This is a genomic window from Auritidibacter sp. NML100628 (assembly GCF_003185985.1).
Classification (GTDB): Bacteria; Actinomycetota; Actinomycetes; order Actinomycetales; family Micrococcaceae; genus Auritidibacter; species Auritidibacter ignavus.
Genome location: NZ_QHLP01000001.1, coordinates 17,659 through 36,073 on the forward strand (window position 1 = coordinate 17,659; position 18,415 = coordinate 36,073).

Here is an 18,415-nt window from a genome sequence, read left to right on the forward strand (position 1 = left end):
TCAACACATCACCATTCTGACGGGCACACTCACGACACGCCGGAAAAACACGTGTGGCCCCGCCAATTCAGGCGGGGCCACACTGAAGATGTCAGGACGCATCAGCACGGTCAGCGCCGGTGATTAATCCTCGTCTTCGTCTTCGTCGGTCTTGTCGGCGACCAGGGTTTCAGTGGTCAGCACCAGACCAGCAATGGAGGCTGCGTTCTGCAAAGCTGAACGGGTCACCTTCACCGGGTCGATGATGCCCTGCTCCAACAGGTTGCCGAATTCGCCGGTCTTGGCGTTGAAGCCCTCGTTGGCTTCCAGCTCAGCGACCTGAGAGATAATGACATAGCCATCCTCGCCGGCGTTCTCAGCAATCCAGCGCAACGGCTGCACCAGAGCGCGACGAACCACACCGACGCCGGCGGCGCGGTCGCCGGTGAGCTGGTCCAGCTCGGCGTTGTCATCCAGAGCCTTCAGTGCGTTGATCAGCGCGGTACCACCGCCGGCGACAATGCCTTCTTCCAGGGCGGCACGAGTCGAGGAGACAGCGTCTTCAATCCGAGCCTTACGCTCCTTGACCTCGACCTCAGTGGCTGCACCAACCTTAATCACACCGACACCGCCGGCGAGCTTAGCCAAGCGTTCCTGGAGCTTCTCGCGATCCCAGTCGGAATCGGTGGCATCGATTTCGGACTTGATCTGAGCCACGCGCGCTTCCACGTCAGCATCGGAGCCAGCACCTTCCACGATGGTGGTGTTGTCCTTGGTCACAGTCACTCGACGGGCGCTACCCAGGACTTCCAGGCCAACCTGGTCCAGCTTCATACCGAGATCTTCGGAGACCACCTGACCACCGGTGAGGATCGCGATATCCTGCAACATGGCCTTGCGACGATCACCGAAGCCCGGAGCCTTCACGGCCACAGCATTGAGTGTCCCGCGGATCTTGTTGACCACCAGGGTGGATAGTGCCTCACCGTCGACGTCTTCGGCGATGATCATCAACGGCTTCTTCTCGTTGAGGACCTTCTCCAACAGTGGCAGGAATTCCTGGACGTTGGAAATCTTGGACTGGGTGATCAGGATATAGGGGTTCTCCAGTACCGCTTCCTGACGGTCAGCATCGGTGACCATGTAGGGCGAGAGGTAGCCCTTATCGAACTGCATACCTTCGGTGATATCCAGATCGGTCGAGGTGGTGGAGGATTCTTCGATGGTGATCACACCGTCAGTGCCCACTGCGTCGAAAGCACGAGCCAGCAGTTCACCGACTTCGTCGTCGCCAGCGGAAATAGCCGCCACCTGAGCCAGGTTCTTGTCGGTGACGTCCTTGGCGTTGTCCAGCAGACGCTGTTCCACAACAGCCACGGCCTGCTCGATGCCCTTCTTGACCTCGTTCGGGGCAGCGCCGGCAGCCACCAAGCGCATACCCTCATTGACGAGAGCCTGAGCCAGCACAGTTGCGGTGGTGGTACCGTCACCAGCGATGTCTTGAGTTTTGGTGGCAACTTCTTTAGCCAGCTGGGCGCCCATGTTTTCGTAGGAGTCTTCCAGCTCGACTTCGCGAGCGATCGAGACACCATCGTTAGTAATGTTCGGGGCGCCGAATGCCTTGTCGAGCACGACGTTGCGACCCTTGGGCCCCAAAGTGACCTTCACAGTGTCGGCCAGACGATCGATACCGGCCTGCAGTGCACGGCGAGCATCGTCATTGAACAGTAGCTTCTTGGCCATCTGTTCTCCTTCCGGTTATTTCAGGACAGTCTTCTCACTCAATCTGTTCTGTCAGTGAATGATCAGCGACTGAGCAGACTTACTTGGTGACAACAGCCAGCACGTCACGTGCGGAGAGCACCAGGTACTCTTCGCCGTTGTACTTAACCTCAGTGCCACCGAACTTGGAGAACAGCACGACGTCGCCTTCGTTGACGTCGACGGAGACGCGCTCGCCACTATCGGTGATACGACCGGGACCAACGGCCACGACGGTGCCTTCCTGTGGCTTCTCCTGTGCGGTATCGGGAATGACCAAACCGGAAGCGGTGGTCTGCTCGGCTTCCAGCGGCTGGACGACAATGCGGTCCTCAAGGGGCTTGATGGAAACTGCCATAATCAAACTCTCCTGTAGTTCTTTGTCACGTTTTTCGTGAACTGAATCAAGGTTTTTGCGCCGGGCGAGCCAACCGTCGTCGCGGGTGCCGGATGGCGTCTGGCATTTAGCACCTTCACTGTTCGAGTGCTAACTCGACTCTATTCTGTGATTAGCACTCGGTCAAGATGAGTGCCAGCCTGTTCTGCTCAGAGAGGAGCAGGCGGTAACGTGAACATCGTGCCAACACACCAACCCACTGCTGAAAACGCCGAAACCTGGGCGCAACTGCTCTCTCCGGCCGGTCGCGCTCTGCTCGATAAGCTCACCACCGAGACGAGTTATCACCGTGAAGATCCCCTGCAGTTAGCGACGCAACTGCGCCGAGAGGGCGTGGACTCCACGCTCGCTGCCGCAGTGCTCACCCAGCTGAAGTTGCGCGAAAAAGCCCACGCAAAGTTCGGCGAGTTCGCCCAGCACATGTTCTTCACCACTGACGGGTTACAGCAGGCCACCCGCCTGGGCGTGGCGGCCCACCATGCCCGCCGTTTTCAGGCCCACGGCATCCAGCACGTGATTGATCTCGGATGTGGGATCGGCGGCGATGCCATGGCTTTTGCGGCGATCGATTTGCAGGTCACCGCGGTGGAGGTCGACGACATCACCGCGGCGGTGGCCACCTTGAATTTGACGCCATTTCCGAACGCTGAGGTGATCGCCGCCGAGGTCGAGACCTGGGTCGCCGATCATGCCGAACAGCTTTCGGGAGCCGGGCTGTGGTTGGACCCGGCCCGACGTGAAGTCTCCACCGCCGAATCCGCCCACCGGATTTTCGATCCGGAGTCCTTCTCTCCCCCCTTGTCCTTTGTCGAACGGCTCGCCGATGCCGGACACGCCGTCGGGGTCAAGCTGGGTCCCGGTCTCGCCCATGACTCCATTCCCACCACCGCCGAGGCCCAGTGGGTCTCGGATCACGGGTCGGTAGTGGAGGTAGCCCTGTGGTTCAATGATCTTGCCCGTCCCCGGGTGCGCCGAGCCGCCTTGGTGACGACCGCCCACGGTAGTGCTGAGTTCACCTCGGATCGGGAGTTCGGTGACGATCCCGAGGTGCAGGTCCGTCCTACTCCCAGTGTGGGTGGCTATCTCTACGAACCCGATGGCGCGGTGATCCGTTCGGGGCTGATCCGCGAGTTGATGGCTCGGGAGTTTGGGGCCACCGCGCAAGACTCTCCCAGCTGGTTGCTCGATCAGCACATCGCTTATTTCTGTTCCGATCACCTGGTCGATAGCGACTTTGCGACCGCTTATCGGGTTGTGGAGGTCCTGCCCTATCATCTGAAGAAGCTCAAGGCCTGGATCGCCGAACACGGGATCTCTCGCCTTGATATTAAAAAGCGTGGAGTGGATGTCACCCCTGAGCAGCTTCGTCGGATGCTGATGGCAGGTACGGCGAAAACTCGCAAGAATACCAAGGCCGGTGGCCATCAGGCGACCTTTGTCCTGACCCGGATCGGTGACTCTCGAGTGGCGCTCGTCGTCGAACCGGTCGAACAGTCCTGACCGCACCCCCGCCGAAAACTGGTCCTAGTAGTACACCGCCACCGGGCCGTCGTGATCGTCGATAATACGGACCGTGGTGCCGAAAATCTCGGTGAGTACCTCGGGTTGCATAATCTCTGCGGTGGGGCCGGCATGAGAAATCTGGCCGTGTTTCATCGCGACAATATGATCGGCGTACCGGCCGGCAAAGTTGATGTCGTGGAGCACGATCACCACGGTGCGACCCAGGGCATCGCAGGCTCGGCGCAGTTGGTGCATCATGTGCACCGAGTGGGACATATCCAGGTTGTTCAGCGGCTCATCGAGTAAGAGGTAGTCGGTTTCTTGGGCCATCACCATCGCCACATAGGCGCGTTGCCGCTGACCACCCGACAGCTCATCGAGGTACCGGTCCTGGAGGGTGACCAAGTTGAGAAATTCCAACGCCTCATTGATGGCGCGCTCATCGTCGACGGTGAGTCGCCCTTTCGAGTGAGGGTAACGACCAAAACCGACGAGTTGGCGGACGGTAAGACGGGTGATGAAATGATTCTCCTGACGCAGGATGGCCAGCGTTGTGGCGATTTGAGCCGAGGGCACCTTGTGCACGTCCTGACCGGCGACGGTAATCCAGCCGGTATCGGGTTGCTGAAGCCGTCCGATCATGGTCAATAGCGTGGACTTACCGGCACCATTGGGGCCTACCAACGCGGTGACTTGCCCGGCTGGGATTGCTAAGTCGATGGGGCCGATCTCAGCGTCTTCTGAGTATTTTTTGGCGATATTGCTGATCTGAATCACAGTCGCCCCTTTCTCATGATCACGACCAGGAACACCAAGCCACCGATCATTTCAATGATCACGGTCACCGCCCCTTGAGCATAAAAGATATTGCGCAACACGAAGTACGCTCCGGTTAACACCACATAGCCGAGCAATATGGCCACCGGGAAGATGCGCTTGTGATCGTAGGTGTCGGTGAAGCTATAGGCCATCGCGGCGATCAAGAACCCCAGGAAGGTCATCGGCCCCACCAACGAGGTGGTCACCGCCATCAGGATCGAGACCAGCAGCAGGGTTTTCATCACCTCGTGTCGGTGGACCAGCCCCAGGTTTTCAGCTACCGGTTTGCCGAGGCTGAGGACGTTAAGCCGGTTGGCTCGGCGTAAGAGCAGAAACGCGACGACGATGACAAGTGGGATGACGACCGGTAAGAAGTCGGTGTTGGCGTTGGCGAGATTGCCGAAGGTGCGTGCCGAGAGCACGTCGAATTCATTGGGGTCCAGCATCCGTTGCATAAAGGCCGACAGGGAGCTCAGCCCGCCACCGATCACGACACCAACCAGCAGCATGATGTGCACGTTGGAAAATCGGCCGGAGAGTAGCCAGCCGTAGAGCAGTGAGGCGAGTCCGACCATCAGCACCATTTGGAGGATAAAGGGCACCAGGCCCCGGCCGATCGCTGCACCGGCGATACCGAAGAAAAACACTAGGGCGGTTTGGATCGCCACATAGAGGGATTCGAACCCCAGGATCGAGGGGGTCACGATCCGGTTGGCGGTGGCTGTCTGGAAGGAGACGGTGGCCATCGCGTGGCAGGTGGCGACCAGCATCATCACCACGATGGTCGACAACCGCGATTCGACAATCAGCCAGAACCCCTTGTGCCCGAACGGGACCGGAATACCGTAGGTGAGCACTCCCATCGTCGTCAGCAGGGATAACACGATCAGTGAGGCCACGAGGATGAAGTAACGCTTGCGGTGCCGTGCGGTGACAAAGGACCCGGTTTTCGCCCGATGTCGTTGCGGGGCCTGTGGAGTTTTAAACACGCGTGCGCCTCCTGACCAGCAGGTAGACGAACACGGTCGCTCCCAGGACACCCAGGATCATCGAGACAGGAATCTCGAACGGCATGATGATGGTGCGACCAATGATGTCGCAGACGGTCACCACACAGATGCCGACCAGACACACCCACGGCAGGTTTGAGCGCAGGTTATCTCCACGGAACAACGAGACGATATTAGGCACGATCAGGCCCAAAAACGGTAACGCTCCGACGATCACGGTGACCACACCAGTGGTCACGGCCACCAGAGCAATACCGGTAAAGAGCACCAGCCGGTAGTTCAAACCGACATTGGTGGCAACTTCTTCACCGAGTCCGGCCACGGTGAAGCGGTCGGCTGTCAGAAAGATCAGCACCAATACGATCGCGACAATCCACAGTAGCTCGTAGCGTCCTCGCACGATCGAGGTGAAGGATCCGGCAAACCAGATGCCCAGGTTCTGCAACATGTCGTATTGCAACGCGATGAAGGTGGAGAAGGATCCCACCACAGCACCGAGCATGATGCCAACGATGGGCACAATGAGTGATGATTTCAGCGCCACGCGCCGCAGGAAGAGGAAGAAGACGATGGTACCGATAAAGGCAAAGAGGATCGCTCCGACCATACGCATCATCAGGGTCGGTTCGGGTAGCAACAGCCAGGTGAGCATCAGCCCCAGACCGGCCCACTCAATGGTTCCGGTGGTGGAGGGCTCAACGAACCGGTTTTGAGTCATCAGTTGCATGACCAGTCCGGCCACCGACATGGCGGCACCGGCCAGGATCAGTGCCAGGGTGCGTGGCAGCCGGGTAATGAAAAACATCTGCCGTCCACCCTCTTGGCTCAGGTCGTAGACGCCGATGAACAATGATGCGATCACCAGCCCGAGGGTGACCAGAACGCCGAGGGCTAAGGGCCACATGGTGTGCCAGATTGACCGGTGAGCTGTGGGGCCACTGGTTGGTGGTGTAGATGTCTCGGAACGGGACGGGGCCCTGTTCCGGGAGATCGTCTCTGACATGTCTCCTCACTTCGGCCACGAAATGGCCTGCCCCATCGGTGCGACGGGACAGGCCACCTGCTCGGCCAGGTCGGGATTAGTTTTCAGCCCCACCAGCGTCTTCAAAGGCCTCAGTCATCTGGTTGAACAGCTCGGTATAGTGCTGAATGTCTTCGGCAGTGTAGAAATCAGGGCTCATGTAGATGACCTGATCTTCTTTCACCGCGGTGACGTCAGCCAAGGCTTCGGACTCTTCAATGAGTTCTTCAGCCGAGGAATACCCCTCTTCGTCACGGGCGCTGGTACCTGCGTCGCGGTCCAGAACAATCAGCCAGTCGGGGTTGGCTTGGGCGATGGTTTCCACGGAAATGTCGTCACCTTGGTGGTTAGCGGAACCGTCTTGGTCCAGAGCTGGAGTCAGCCCGATGATGTCATAGACCGGGCCCACGGCCCGACCGGTGGTCGGAGCTGAGTAGTTGATGTCCCCACCGGAGGTGATCAGCCCGGCTACGGTCCAGTCCTCATCGTAGGCGGCTTGTGCATTGTCGATGGCCACGTCGAAGTCATCGACAATCTGCTCGGCGTCCTGCTCACGCCCGAAGATCTCGCCCAGCAAAGTGGTCAGCTCCCGATACTGGTCAGCGACGTCGCGGAAGCCTTCTTGTTCCTGACCTTCGCGGTCAACGGGGGAGGAGACAATGTTGGTGTCCACCATGGTTGCATCGGGAGCAGCTTCCTGCATGGCTTCAGTGTGCTGATCGAAACGTTGACCGTTCAAAATCAGATCCGGTGCGGCAGCGGTGACCTGTTCGAAGTCCGGTTCACGGTGGTTTCCGATATTGAGGATGTCCTCGTTCTCGCGGTAGGGCTTCAGGGTCTCGGTATCGGGCATCAGATCCACCGGTGCTGCCGAGAGCTCAATATCCCAGTCAGCCAGGGTCCCAAAGATCCGGTTATCAGTGGCCACAATGGATTCAGGGTTTTCGGGCAACTCCACCGTGTTGCCACCCATGTCGGTGACCTCGGTAGCAGTAGCACTACCGTCCTGTTCCGAATTGCCACCGTTATCGTTGGCCGACTCGGTGCCACCACAGGCGGTTAATCCCAGGGTTGCGGCGGTCACGAAGGCCATGACGCCCAGACGAGTGCGAGTCTTATTCTGCATGCTTGAACTCCAATTGAGTATTTGGCGAGTGTTCGCAAGCCTCAGGGTGGGACCCTTTCAAAAGGCTGGGCTTATCTAACTTCATTTACGCTACTAGAGCATTGCCAATTCGTCCACCGTTACCTGCCAGATATTCGCCATTCATTCAAAGTTATCTCAGCGCCATCGAGCCATTCCGCCAGAAAAACCGCAGGCTTTCTTTTCGTCCGCACCTGTCGTGTGGCATAAAACACTCTCGCCGGGTGGCTGTGGAGGGAATGACATGGAGCTACCGAGCGTGGTTGGTGGGCAGAATATGTCGAACGATGTCAGCCCGGCATGTCGCACCAGGCCACAACTGGGATACCGGCTGATGCACTGGCTAAAATCATCGGTATTGTTACCGCTCGGGAAAGGCACAAGTACCGCTGATGCATCTACCCTTCGCACCGTCTGAACCCGCAACACTGGGAATTGAGTGGGAGTTGGGGCTGGTTGATCGCCAGACCGGAGTACTACAACCTCTGAGCGATCGGATCGTTGACCGGGTGGTGGCACCCTCTGAGCAACGACCCTATTCGGTCTCCGGTGAGTTTATGCTCAACACCATTGAGCTCATCACTGGTGTGTGCCGTACCGTTGACCAGGGATTAGACCAGCTGGCTGCCGCTGGGCGAGAAGCTCTCAAGCACGCTCAGGCCGAGAACCTGCTGTTGTATTCGCAGGGCACTCACCCCTTCGCGTCGCCACGACAGGAAACGGTGGCTCCTCAGCAGCGTTATCAGCGGATGCTAGACCGCACCCAGTGGTGGGGCCAGCAGATGGTGATCTACGGGGTCCATGTGCATGTTGGGTTACCGAGTACTGATGCGGCGATGCCGGCGATCAACCAGCTGATTAACTACTACCCACACTTATTGGCATTGTCAGCCTCCAGCCCGTATTGGGAATCTCAAGATACCGGATATGTCTCCCAACGGACCTTGATTTTCCAACAGCTACCAACCTCAGGACTTCCTTTCCAGTTTGCGCAGTGGTCCGGGTTCGAGTCGGTGGTCAGCGATCTGATCAAAATCGGGATGGTTGACGATGTCACCGAGTGTCGGTGGGACGTTCGCCCGGTGCCCCGTTTGGGCACCGTGGAAATGCGGATCTGCGACGGGGTCTCGACGCTGAAAGAGATCGGTGCGTTGGTAGCGTTGACCCAGTGCTTGGTGGCTGAAGTGATCACCCCTGAGTCGGACCGGTACGCCCCGGTGGAGATTATGGCACCCTGGTTTGTTCAGGAGAATAAATGGCGGGCTGCCCGGTACGGGCTGGATGCGATCGTGATTATCAATGCCGCCGGGGATGAACAGCTGGTCACCGAACACCTCATGGAGACCATCAACCGGTTGGAGCCTGTTGCCCATCGGCTGGGTTGTCACACGCAGCTAGGCTGGGTGGAGGATTTGATTCGATCCGGGGGCCCGGCGGCGCAACAACGCCAGATTGCTCAGCGAGGAGACCCGGGGCGCGCCCCGGATGTTGCGGATCTAGCCCACGTGGTGTTGGATGCGGCCGGTCGCACCGAGCATTCACTGCTCAACTGGGGTTAGACGCTAATCTGGTCGACTGGTTGGCTCGGGTTGGCGGAGAAGTCCAGACCGGAGGCAGCCACCCCGGCCGAGACAAGATGCGCACCCAGGGCTGCCACCATGGCGCCGTTATCGGTGCAGAGCCCAACCGGCGGGATGGTCAGCGAGATACCGGCTTGCTCGCACCGCTGGGCCAAGAGGTCGCGCAATCGCGAATTGGCGGCTACTCCCCCGCCCAGAAGCACGTGGTCGATGCCGTGCTCTTGACAAGCCAGGACCGCTTTCGAGGTGATCACGTCCACGACGGCTTCCTGAAAAGAGGCGGCGATATCGGCCACCGGCACCTGGTCTCCGCGAGCGCGGAACTGCTCCACGGCCCGAGAAACCGCGGTTTTTAGTCCGGAGAAGGACCAGTCGTAGCGGTGCGGGCCAGGTTCTTCGGCGCTACCGACGAATTTGGGGGCGGTCAAGCCACGTGGGAACCGAAACGCGGTGGGATCGCCTTCTGCAGCAAGTCGGTCGATGACTGGCCCACCGGGGTATCCGGTGCCTAGCAGCCGGGAGACCTTATCGTAGGCCTCACCGGCGGCGTCGTCGATGGTACTACCCAGCAGCTCGACATTGTGGGCCAAGGAGGTGACCTGCAGAATTTCGGTGTGACCACCGGAGACCAGTAACGCTCCCAGGACCTCCGAGTCCTCGGTGCCGAAACGACTGTGGCGTGCTGGCGCGTCGTCGGTGTGGGCTTGATGGAGAAAACCGACCCCGATGTGGGCCACCAGATGGTTGATTCCATATAGTGGCTTACGATAAGCCACCGCCAGCGCTTTAGCCCCGGCGACACCGACCATCAACGCTCCGGCAAGTCCGGGACCTGCGGTGACTGCGATGGCGTCCACGTCCTCGGGGCTCACTTGGGCTTCCTCGAGGGCCGCATGGAAGACGGGCAGGAATTCGGTGACGTGGGCGCGGGCGGCGATCTCGGGGATCACCCCGCCGAAGGCAACGTGTTCGTCCATCGAGGAGGCCACCTGGTGGGCCAGCAATTCTCGACCGCGCACAATGCCCACACCGGTTTCATCACACGAGGATTCGATGCCGAGCACCAGCGGTGCCCGGTCGGTCGGCGTGGTCACAGGATGTGTCGGGAAGGTCATGAACGCGCTTTCGGGTCGTCGTGGGTCGGGGTGTTGGGCAGTATTTTACGCATCACCAAGGCATCGACTCCGGGCGGGTAGTAGTGCGGGCGGGTTGAAATGTGCTCAAATCCCAACTGTTGGTAGAGCTGTTGAGCGCCGGGGTTATCGGCACGTACCTCTAAGAGCAGGTCGGTGGCGCCACGTTGCTGGGATTCGTCAAGCATCCACTGCATCAGGGCGGTCCCGATACCCTGGCGACGAACGGATTCTGCTACCGCGATGGTTTGGATATCGGCCAGGGGTAGCACACACATCAACCCCGCGTAACCGACGACCTGCTCTGTTGGTTCGCCGGTGGTGACCGCAACCCGATAGGCTCGGGTCCCGCCTTGCTCCGGTGGGGTGGTGGCGGCCAGTTCGTCGTGGAAGAAGGAGGCCGGCCAGGCATCCAGAGGGAACAGTTCTCGTTCCAGCGCATGCACGGCGGGGATGTCCTCGGCTGTCATCTGACGCAGTCGGTAGGCAATAGTCATCGGGATCACCCGTGGCGCATTGCGGCCGGGATGTGGGCGTCGTGACCGCGCAGGTACATCGGTGTAACCGCTTCGAGCCCACGGCCACGGCGGAGTGCCCGGATGCCGTAGTGCCCCAGGAATTCTGCCAGCGGCTGAGCCCGGTCCCATCCGGGCACGGCGTGCAGAGCGTCAGGGTACAGCCCGGCCCCGGCGCCGACAACCGGCAACCGGGTGACGTCTTCGGCGGAGGTGACAAAGGGGCCGTGCAGGCGCTGGGATTGTCCCCCGATCAGCTCGTAGTGGGCCCAGTACACCTCGTGTCGGCGGGCATCGGTGGCGACCACCAGTTCTTCGTACCCCTCACGCCACAGTGGTGCCACAGCCTGTTCGGCGAGCGCATCCAAGCTCATCACCCCGTAGCAGGGAATGCCCCAGCTATCAGCCAGGGTGGCGGCGGTGAGCACACCGACGCGCAGTCCGGTGAAGGGGCCGGGGCCCACCCCAGCGAAGACCGCCTGAAGGTCCTGGAACCCCAGGCTGGCTTCCTCGAGCACTTCCGCCACATAGCCAGCCAAAACTTCGGAGTGGCTCCGTGTGTCCTCGGTGTGCCGGGTGGCGATGGTGTCGTGCTCGGTGACGATCGCTACCGAGGCTCCGGCAGCGCAATCAAAAGCGAGATAGTACATACGGGGGTATCCCACCTTAGGGTTGGTCGGGGCCAGTCGATTCCTCGAAGACGACGGCTGGGTGATCAGGAATCAGCTCGGCAAGGTGAAAACGGCTGTGGTGGTCGCAGACAACGATCCGGCGAGATTCGTCGTGGTCGTCTGCGTCGGAAAAGTCGGTCACCATCGGTGCAGTGGGATCCGGGGTCCCACAGCGCTGAAAGTCTAGTTCGAGCCAGCCGGTAGTGGCGAACAGGGCCTCTGCGAGGCCACGGCCCCATTCGATGACGGTTACGGACTGCTCGAGATCGCTGTCGAGGTCGAGGCTGGCGAGCTCGTCGGCGCCCGAGATCCGGTAGGCATCCACGTGGACCAAGTCTGGCAGTCCGGGGTGCTGGTTGCGGTGGTGGTGGGCGATGACGAACGTCGGGGATTTCACCGGGTCGGTGATCTTCAGCCCGGTAGCCAGGGCCTGGGTGAAGGTGGTTTTGCCAGCACCGAGGTCTCCGGTGAGCACCAGCCCGTCACCGCCACGCAAGTGCGTGGCCAGATGATGGGCTACCGCGGTGGTTCCGGTTCGATTAGCCACGGTGATGACCAAGGAGTCCTGGGACTTGGTGCTCTCAGCCATCGATGCCCTCCGATACGTGGGGGTAGATGTGTTGCCGGGGTACCCGCTGGGAAATGCGGCTGACGATCTCGTAGTTGATCGTTCCGGCAGATTGTGCCCAGTGGGCCGCGGAAAGGCCCGAGCGTTCCCCGAAGAGTTCCACCTCAGCACCGACGGGTGCAGTAACGGTGTCTTCGGGGCTGATATGCAAGTCCACGACGAATTGATCCATGGCCACGCGCCCGCAACTGCGGTAGATCGTCCCGTCGATCCACACCGGGGCTTCCCGAGCGATCCGCGGGATGCCGTCGGCATAGCCCAGGGGGATCAAGGCCAGCCGGGTCGGCGCGCTGGTGTGATAGAGGTACCCGTAGGAGACCCCTTGGCCTTTCGGCACCGGTTTATTGTTGGCCACGCGGGTGCGTAAGGACATCACCGGGCGTAGTCCGAGGTCTTCGGCGCAGCGGTCGGCGAAGGGGCTGAGCCCGTAGATCGCGACTCCGGCGCGCACCAGATCCAGGTGGGTGTCGGGGCGGGACAGGATAGCCGGAGAGTTGGCGATGTTGCGCAGGTCGATGGTCAGCCCATGGGTGCGGGCCCGCTCAACGGCCCAGTGGAAGACACGGAGCTGTTCATCCACGTCTTCTTCTCGTTCGGGTTCATCGGCTACCGCCAGGTGGGAAAACACCCCGACGGTGCGGATGAGTCCTTGTTGTTGGTACCGTGCGGCGGTTTTGACCAGGTCTTCCCACTGTTCGGGAACGCAACCGTTGCGACCCAGCCCCGTGTCGATTTTCAGGTGAATTTTCGCGGGGGTGCCCATCTGTTCGGCCACCGAGGCAATATAGGGTAGCTCCCAGCCGGAGACGCCCAAATCGATATTGTGTTCCACCGCCTGGGCGAAGTCCGTGCCGGGTGCGTGCAACCAGGCCAGGGTGGGGGAGGTAATGCCAGCGGCCCGTAGCTGGAGTGCTTCTTCGACCAGGACCACGCCCAGCCAGCTGGCACCGGCCTCGAGCACCGTGCGGGCAACGGGGATCAGCCCGTGACCGTAGGCGTCAGCTTTGACGACGGCCATCAATTGGGCCGGGGCGACCCAGTCTTTGATGACGCGAATATTGTGGGCGAGGTTGGCGTGATTGATCACGGCGATCCGGTGCCCGTCTGGGGCCTCTGGGATGAACTCAGCAGAAGACATAACGATTCCATTATTCCACCACCGCTACGGCGACGGTACCGAATGTGTGGGATTTAGCCTCGTGAGGCGAGTACGGCTCGAACGGCCGGGGCTAGGTCAGAGGCGGAGACTGGTCCGGCGTGGCGTGCGCTCACGGCCGCGGCTCCGTGGAGGTGGATGGCAGCCAGCACATGGTGCAGCACCTGGTGTTCGGTGACAGGCGAGTTCGTGCGTGTCCACGCCGTGGCCAAACTGACAGCGATCAGCCCCGCCAAGGTGTCGCCGGTGCCGGCTGTGGCGAGGTCGGCGCTTTGAGCCGGGTGGAGTCCTCGCTGACCCGATGGGGTGGCCACGACGGTATCGGCGGCTTTCAGCACCACGTAGCAACCGGTTGCCTGCGCCAACGCGGTGGCCCAGGCCAGCGCGTCTTTGTCTCCACCGATCGTTGCCGGAACTGCCTCAGTGCCCACGAACCTCTGACTCAGTCGCGACATTTCCCCGAGGTGCGGGGTCAGCACGGTGGGTGCGGTCCGCGAGCTGGTGCCTCCCAGACGGAGTCGGTCGAGCCAACCCTGGTCCACCAGGTCTAATCCGGTGGCATCAATGACCACCGGTAGGTCGCGTTCCACAGCATGGTCGAGCCCCTCGTCGAGCCGTTGCCGGCTGGTTGAGGTGTCGTCGAGTCCGGGGCCGATCACCAGGCTGGTGACCTGGGGCACCGGCGCGGCGGTGACCACGGTTTCCGGGCGATCGCCGAGTACGAGCGGTCGTAGGCTCGGCACGGTTTCTGGGTCGGCGATCAGGTTTACCATGCCGATTCCGCAACTGGCCACCGCTCGGCTGCACAGCAGGGACGCGCCCGGATAGGCTTCGGATCCGGCAATGATTCCAACGACACCGCGGGAATATTTGTAGTCGGAAGCCCGTGGCGGTGGAAAACACGTTGTGACGTCGTGGGGGTCCGGGCACCACACCGTGGGTTGGGAGGACAGGTGCTCCTGCAACCCGATATCAACAGTGTGCACACGACCGGCGTGCTGGTGCCCTGCTGAGAGCAACAGTCCAGTTTTGGTGGCCCCAAAAGTGACCGTGGCGGTGGCGGTCAGCGTGTCTCCGTCCAGCTGTCCGGTATCGGCGTTGATCCCGGAGGGGATGTCACAGGCGATAACCGTGGTCTCCGGACGGGGTCGATCGATACCTCTCTGGGCCAGCACGGCGCTCATCGAAAAAGGACCGGAAGCGCCAGTGCCCAAGACCCCATCGATCACCACGTCGGTGCGCTGGCCCAAGGCGGTGACGAACCGGCCCCCTGCTCGGTGGAACGCGCTCACCGCGTCCTGCGCGTTCTGCTCCGGATTGCCGAGCACCGCAATGGCCTCGACCGAGACCCCACGCTCGGCCAGCATCGACAGCGCCCACAGGGTGTCAGCACCGTTCTTTCCTTTGCCGATCAGCCCCACAACCCGGCTCCCATAAACCGCACCGTGAGCAGTCTCTGACAGGTAGGCCAGCACGTGGTGCGCGAGTCCCCAGGCCGCACGGCGCATTAAAAGCGCCGAGGCGCCACGGGCAATTAGGGGCGCCTCGGCCTTTCGGACACTGGTTCCAAAGTAGAGCTTTTTCACGAGAGACCTTAGCCTTCAGCGACCACCATGGCTGCCGCCCAGCCACCGTCGTGAGACAGGGACAGGTGCCAGCGACGCACGCCCTTCGCTTCAGCAATATCGGCGATCGTTCCGGTCACCACCACGTAGGGTTGCCCGGATGCTTCGGCGCCGATGGTGCAGTGTTGCCAGTTCATGCCACCCGGGGCGGCCAACGCTTTGGCAACGGCTTCTTTGGCGGCAAAGCGGGCGGCCAGGGATTGCAGATTGAGCTCACGTTCGGGCGGGGTGAACAACCGTTCCTTAAGTTTCGGGGCTTTGCGAAGTTGCCCCGCAAAGCGGTTGATATCCACCATGTCTATCCCGATACCGATGATCATGTGCTCAGTCTACCGTTCCCTGTTGTTCGTCCTGGTGTTACTGTCTGCTGGCACCCCAGAGGAGCGTTATTCCACGGTGACCGCTTTGGCAAGGTTGCGTGGCTGGTCCACGTCATAGCCCTTGGCGGCTGAGAGTTCCATGGCGAAGATCTGCAACGGCACTACGGTCAACAGTGGCATCAGTAGCGGCATGGTCTCCGGCACGTAGAAGACCTGCTCGGCGAACTCCTTGACCTTCTCGTCGCCTTCGGCTGCCACGACCACGGTAGCTGCACCGCGAGCGCGAACTTCCTGAATGTTGGAGACCACTTTGGCGTGCAATGAGTGTCGGTCCCGCGGAGAGGGCACCACCACAAACACCGGTTGGCCCTGATCGATCAACGCGATGGGGCCATGCTTGAGCTCACCGGCGGCAAAACCTTCAGCATGGATATAGGCCAGCTCTTTGAGTTTCAAGGCGCCCTCGAGAGCCACCGGGTAGCCGACGTTGCGACCCAAGAACAGCACCGAGTTGTTCTGCTGCATCTGTTGCGCTAAGTCTTTGACCGCCGCAGCGTTTTCCAGCACCTTGTGAATCTTTGCCGGGATTTCGGCCAGTTCGGCCAAAATATCCTTGATCTGCTGGCTGAAAAGTTGCTTCTGTAACTGAGCCAGGTAGAGCCCCAGCAGGTATGCTGCGGTGATCTGGGCCAAGAAGGCCTTGGTGGAGGCCACCGCGATTTCCGGGCCCGCATGAGTATAGAGCACCGCGTCCGACTCGCGCGGAATGGTCGCTCCGTTGGTATTACAAATCGAGACGGTGCGCGCGCCCTGCTCGGAGGCATAGCGGACCGCCATGAGCGTATCCATGGTTTCACCGGACTGAGAGATCGACACCACCAGGGTGGAGGGATCGATGATCGGATCACGATAGCGGAATTCGTGCGAGAGCTCGACTTCCACCGGGATCCGTACCCAGCGTTCAATGGCGTATTTAGCCACCATTCCTGCGTACGCGGAGGTTCCGGCGGCCAAGATCACAATTTTGGAGATGGCCTTGAGTTCTTCTTCATCAATGCGCAGTTCGTCCAGGGTCAGCCGACCGCTCGCATCGTGACGTCCCAACAGCGTATCCGCCACTGCGGTGGGCTGTTCGTGGATTTCCTTTTCCATGAAGGTCTCGTAGCCACCCTTTTCAGCAGCCGAGACGTCCCAGTCAACGGTGAAGGGTTTGCCTTCGGCCGGCTGGCCCTCGAAGGAAATGATCTCCACTGAATCGGCGCTGATGGTTACGATCTGGTCTTGATCCAGTTCAATGGCGTTGCGGGTCTCATCGATGAAGCCGGCAACGTCAGAGCCCAGATAATTGGCGTCATCGCCCAGACCAACCACCAACGGCGAGTTGCGACGCGAAGCCACCACGTGATCCGGATGCTCGGCGTGCACAGCCAGTAGCGTGAAGGCCCCTTCGAGCCGGTTGACGGTCAGCCGCATGGCCTCGGTGAGGTCCTGGTGCGCCTCGGTGCGGTAGAGGTGGCCCATCAACACCGCGGCCACTTCGGTGTCGGTTTCAGAGATGAAACTGTAGCCATCGGCCACCAGCTCATCTTTCAGGGCCGCAAAGTTTTCCACGATCCCGTTGTGGATCAGAGCGAGTCGGCCCTGATCGGCCAGGTGGGGGTGAGCGTTTTCGTCCGAGGGCACACCGTGAGTTGCCCAGCGGGTATGTCCGATACCGACCTGCGCTTCGGGCACAGGGTGCTCGGCGATGTTGTCCAGAAGGTTCTGGAGTTTGCCTTCTTTTTTGCGCATTTCCACGTGGCTTGGTTCCTCCGTGGCAATGACCGCAATACCCGCGGAATCATAGCCACGGTATTCAAGTCGTTTCAGGCCGGTCGTCAACACGTCCACCGCGTTGCGCTGTGTCACGGAGACTGGCTGTCCTGCGTATCCAACAATTCCACACATGGATTCAACAATAGCCGGTGATGGACCACTTCCAGACCATTGAGTATCGTTGTCGCCGGAATTGAGCTACCTGTCACCCGATGCGCACCACTGATGTCACTCACAGCACGGTGTTTACCGTCGTGGTCCATAATAGAGCGGTGACTGATTCTCAATACTCCACACCCTCGGTGCCCAAAGTTTTTGGTGCCCGGCAGACCCCGGTGTCGCCGGTGACTGCCAGCAACCCCCGGGTCGGTTCGCCACCGATGGAAGAGCAAAATCACTACTCGCCGTTTATTGAACTGGACCGTCCAGCCTGGGCCCGGCTCGCCCATGAGCTAGAACAGCCCTTTGATGAGTCCGACGTGGAACGTTTGCGGGGACTGGGAGAGCAACTCTCTCTACAGGAGGTCGCCGAAGTATATCTGCCCTTGTCTCGGTTGTTATCGATTTACGTCGATTCCTCGTCGAAACTGCGCCAAGCCTCCAATGAATTCCTCGGAGAGTCCACCCGACGCACCCCCTACGTCATCGGAGTCGCCGGCTCGGTAGCAGTCGGAAAATCGACCACGGCTCGCGTACTCCAGGAGATGTTACGTCGCTGGCCCAATACCCCGCGTGTGGAACTGGTCACCACAGACGGTTTCCTGTACCCGAATGCAGAGTTAGAGCGTCGCAATCTGCTGGGTCGCAAAGGCTTCCCGGAATCCTACGACCGACGTCGCCTGCTGCGGTTCGTCTCCGATGTGAAAGCCGGTAAACCCGAAGTGCGGGCTCCGATGTACTCGCATTTGACCTACGACATTCTGCCCGACCAACAAGTGGTGGTCCGTCGTCCGGACGTGTTAATTATGGAGGGGCTGAACGTGTTGGCCCCACCCACCGTTCGAGCTGATGGCACCGCAGGGTTAAGTGTCTCTGACTTCTTCGATTTCTCGATCTATGTTGATGCCCGGACCACGTTCATCAAGCGCTGGTACACCGAGCGTTTCATGGACCTGCGCAAATCGGCTTTCACCGACCCCCGCTCCTATTTCCACCGCTATTCCACGCTGTCGGATGCTGAAGCCGAGCGTACGGCATCCGATATTTGGGATCGGATCAATGGCCCGAATTTGAAGGTCAATGTACTACCCACACGCGGGCGTGCCAGACTAGTGTTAACCAAGGACGAGCATCACCGCGTCAAGCGGGTTTTAATGCGGAAAGTTTAACGAAGCGTTC

At 60.4% G+C, this 18,415-nt stretch carries 17 protein-coding genes; 3 read left to right on the forward strand and 14 right to left on the reverse strand.

What is annotated here, in order from left to right:
* Positions 1-123: 123 nt before the first annotated feature.
* Together groL and groES are read right to left on the reverse strand one after the other, a co-directional pair.
* Complete coding sequence (groL, locus tag DCC24_RS00060) at positions 124-1,722, reverse strand: chaperonin GroEL (protein WP_110097881.1); 1,599 nt, start codon at positions 1,720-1,722, stop codon at positions 124-126.
* Positions 1,723-1,801: 79 nt separating this feature from the next.
* A complete protein-coding gene (gene groES / locus DCC24_RS00065; protein WP_110097882.1) occupies positions 1,802-2,098 on the reverse strand; it encodes a co-chaperone GroES in 297 nt (98 codons plus the stop codon).
* A 219-nt stretch (positions 2,099-2,317) separates the two neighbouring features.
* On the opposite strand from groES, the gene DCC24_RS00070 reads away from it, so the two are divergent.
* A complete protein-coding gene (locus tag DCC24_RS00070) occupies positions 2,318-3,637 on the forward strand; it encodes a class I SAM-dependent methyltransferase (RefSeq protein ID WP_233491924.1) in 1,320 nt (439 codons plus the stop codon).
* Between the two features lie 24 nt (positions 3,638-3,661).
* On the opposite strand, the gene DCC24_RS00075 is transcribed toward DCC24_RS00070, so the two are convergent.
* From DCC24_RS00075 to DCC24_RS00090, 4 genes are all read right to left on the reverse strand, one after another.
* Positions 3,662-4,417, reverse strand: a complete 756-nt coding sequence (locus DCC24_RS00075) for an ABC transporter ATP-binding protein (protein WP_110097884.1) — start codon at positions 4,415-4,417, stop codon at positions 3,662-3,664.
* Positions 4,414-5,448, reverse strand: a complete 1,035-nt coding sequence (locus DCC24_RS00080) for an iron chelate uptake ABC transporter family permease subunit (RefSeq protein WP_110097885.1) — start codon at positions 5,446-5,448, stop codon at positions 4,414-4,416. The genes DCC24_RS00075 and DCC24_RS00080 overlap by 4 nt, the downstream gene beginning before the upstream one ends.
* Positions 5,441-6,373: an ABC transporter permease gene (locus tag DCC24_RS00085; RefSeq protein WP_110098170.1), complete on the reverse strand. Its 933-nt coding sequence runs from the start codon at positions 6,371-6,373 to the stop codon at positions 5,441-5,443. Before DCC24_RS00085 ends, DCC24_RS00080 begins: the two co-directional genes overlap by 8 nt.
* Before the next feature lie 175 nt (positions 6,374-6,548).
* On the reverse strand, positions 6,549-7,616 hold the full coding sequence (locus DCC24_RS00090; RefSeq protein ID WP_110097886.1) for a siderophore ABC transporter substrate-binding protein: 1,068 nt from the start codon (positions 7,614-7,616) through the stop codon (positions 6,549-6,551).
* A gap of 410 nt (positions 7,617-8,026) precedes the next feature.
* On the opposite strand from DCC24_RS00090, the gene DCC24_RS00095 reads away from it, so the two are divergent.
* Entirely contained in the window at positions 8,027-9,193 is a 1,167-nt protein-coding gene (locus DCC24_RS00095; RefSeq protein ID WP_110097887.1) for a glutamate--cysteine ligase, read from the forward strand.
* On the opposite strand, the gene tsaD is transcribed toward DCC24_RS00095, so the two are convergent.
* From tsaD to glmS, 8 genes are all read right to left on the reverse strand, one after another.
* The gene (gene tsaD, locus DCC24_RS00100) at positions 9,190-10,329 is read right to left on the reverse strand and encodes a tRNA (adenosine(37)-N6)-threonylcarbamoyltransferase complex transferase subunit TsaD (protein WP_110097888.1); all 1,140 of its coding nucleotides are present in this window, start codon (positions 10,327-10,329) and stop codon (positions 9,190-9,192) included. The genes DCC24_RS00095 and tsaD overlap by 4 nt on opposite strands.
* Complete coding sequence (gene rimI, locus DCC24_RS00105; protein ID WP_110097889.1) at positions 10,326-10,844, reverse strand: ribosomal protein S18-alanine N-acetyltransferase; 519 nt, start codon at positions 10,842-10,844, stop codon at positions 10,326-10,328. Before rimI ends, tsaD begins: the two co-directional genes overlap by 4 nt.
* A 5-nt stretch (positions 10,845-10,849) precedes the next feature.
* Positions 10,850-11,512: a tRNA (adenosine(37)-N6)-threonylcarbamoyltransferase complex dimerization subunit type 1 TsaB gene (gene tsaB, locus DCC24_RS00110; RefSeq protein WP_110097890.1), complete on the reverse strand. Its 663-nt coding sequence runs from the start codon at positions 11,510-11,512 to the stop codon at positions 10,850-10,852.
* 16 nt (positions 11,513-11,528) lie between these two features.
* A complete protein-coding gene (gene tsaE / locus DCC24_RS00115; RefSeq protein WP_110097891.1) occupies positions 11,529-12,122 on the reverse strand; it encodes a tRNA (adenosine(37)-N6)-threonylcarbamoyltransferase complex ATPase subunit type 1 TsaE in 594 nt (197 codons plus the stop codon).
* Positions 12,115-13,299, reverse strand: a complete 1,185-nt coding sequence (gene alr, locus DCC24_RS00120; protein WP_110097892.1) for an alanine racemase — start codon at positions 13,297-13,299, stop codon at positions 12,115-12,117. The genes tsaE and alr overlap by 8 nt, the downstream gene beginning before the upstream one ends.
* A 53-nt stretch (positions 13,300-13,352) precedes the next feature.
* The gene (locus DCC24_RS00125; RefSeq protein ID WP_110097893.1) at positions 13,353-14,903 is read right to left on the reverse strand and encodes a bifunctional ADP-dependent NAD(P)H-hydrate dehydratase/NAD(P)H-hydrate epimerase; all 1,551 of its coding nucleotides are present in this window, start codon (positions 14,901-14,903) and stop codon (positions 13,353-13,355) included.
* Between the two features lie 8 nt (positions 14,904-14,911).
* Positions 14,912-15,262 carry a holo-ACP synthase gene (locus DCC24_RS00130; protein ID WP_110097894.1) on the reverse strand — a complete coding sequence of 117 codons (351 nt, stop codon included), beginning with the start codon at positions 15,260-15,262 and terminating at the stop codon, positions 14,912-14,914.
* A gap of 66 nt (positions 15,263-15,328) precedes the next feature.
* Complete coding sequence (glmS, locus tag DCC24_RS00135) at positions 15,329-17,209, reverse strand: glutamine--fructose-6-phosphate transaminase (isomerizing) (RefSeq protein WP_110097895.1); 1,881 nt, start codon at positions 17,207-17,209, stop codon at positions 15,329-15,331.
* 248 nt (positions 17,210-17,457) lie between these two features.
* On the opposite strand from glmS, the gene coaA reads away from it, so the two are divergent.
* Positions 17,458-18,405, forward strand: a complete 948-nt coding sequence (gene coaA / locus DCC24_RS00140) for a type I pantothenate kinase (RefSeq protein WP_110098171.1) — start codon at positions 17,458-17,460, stop codon at positions 18,403-18,405.
* Positions 18,406-18,415: the final 10 nt, after the last annotated feature.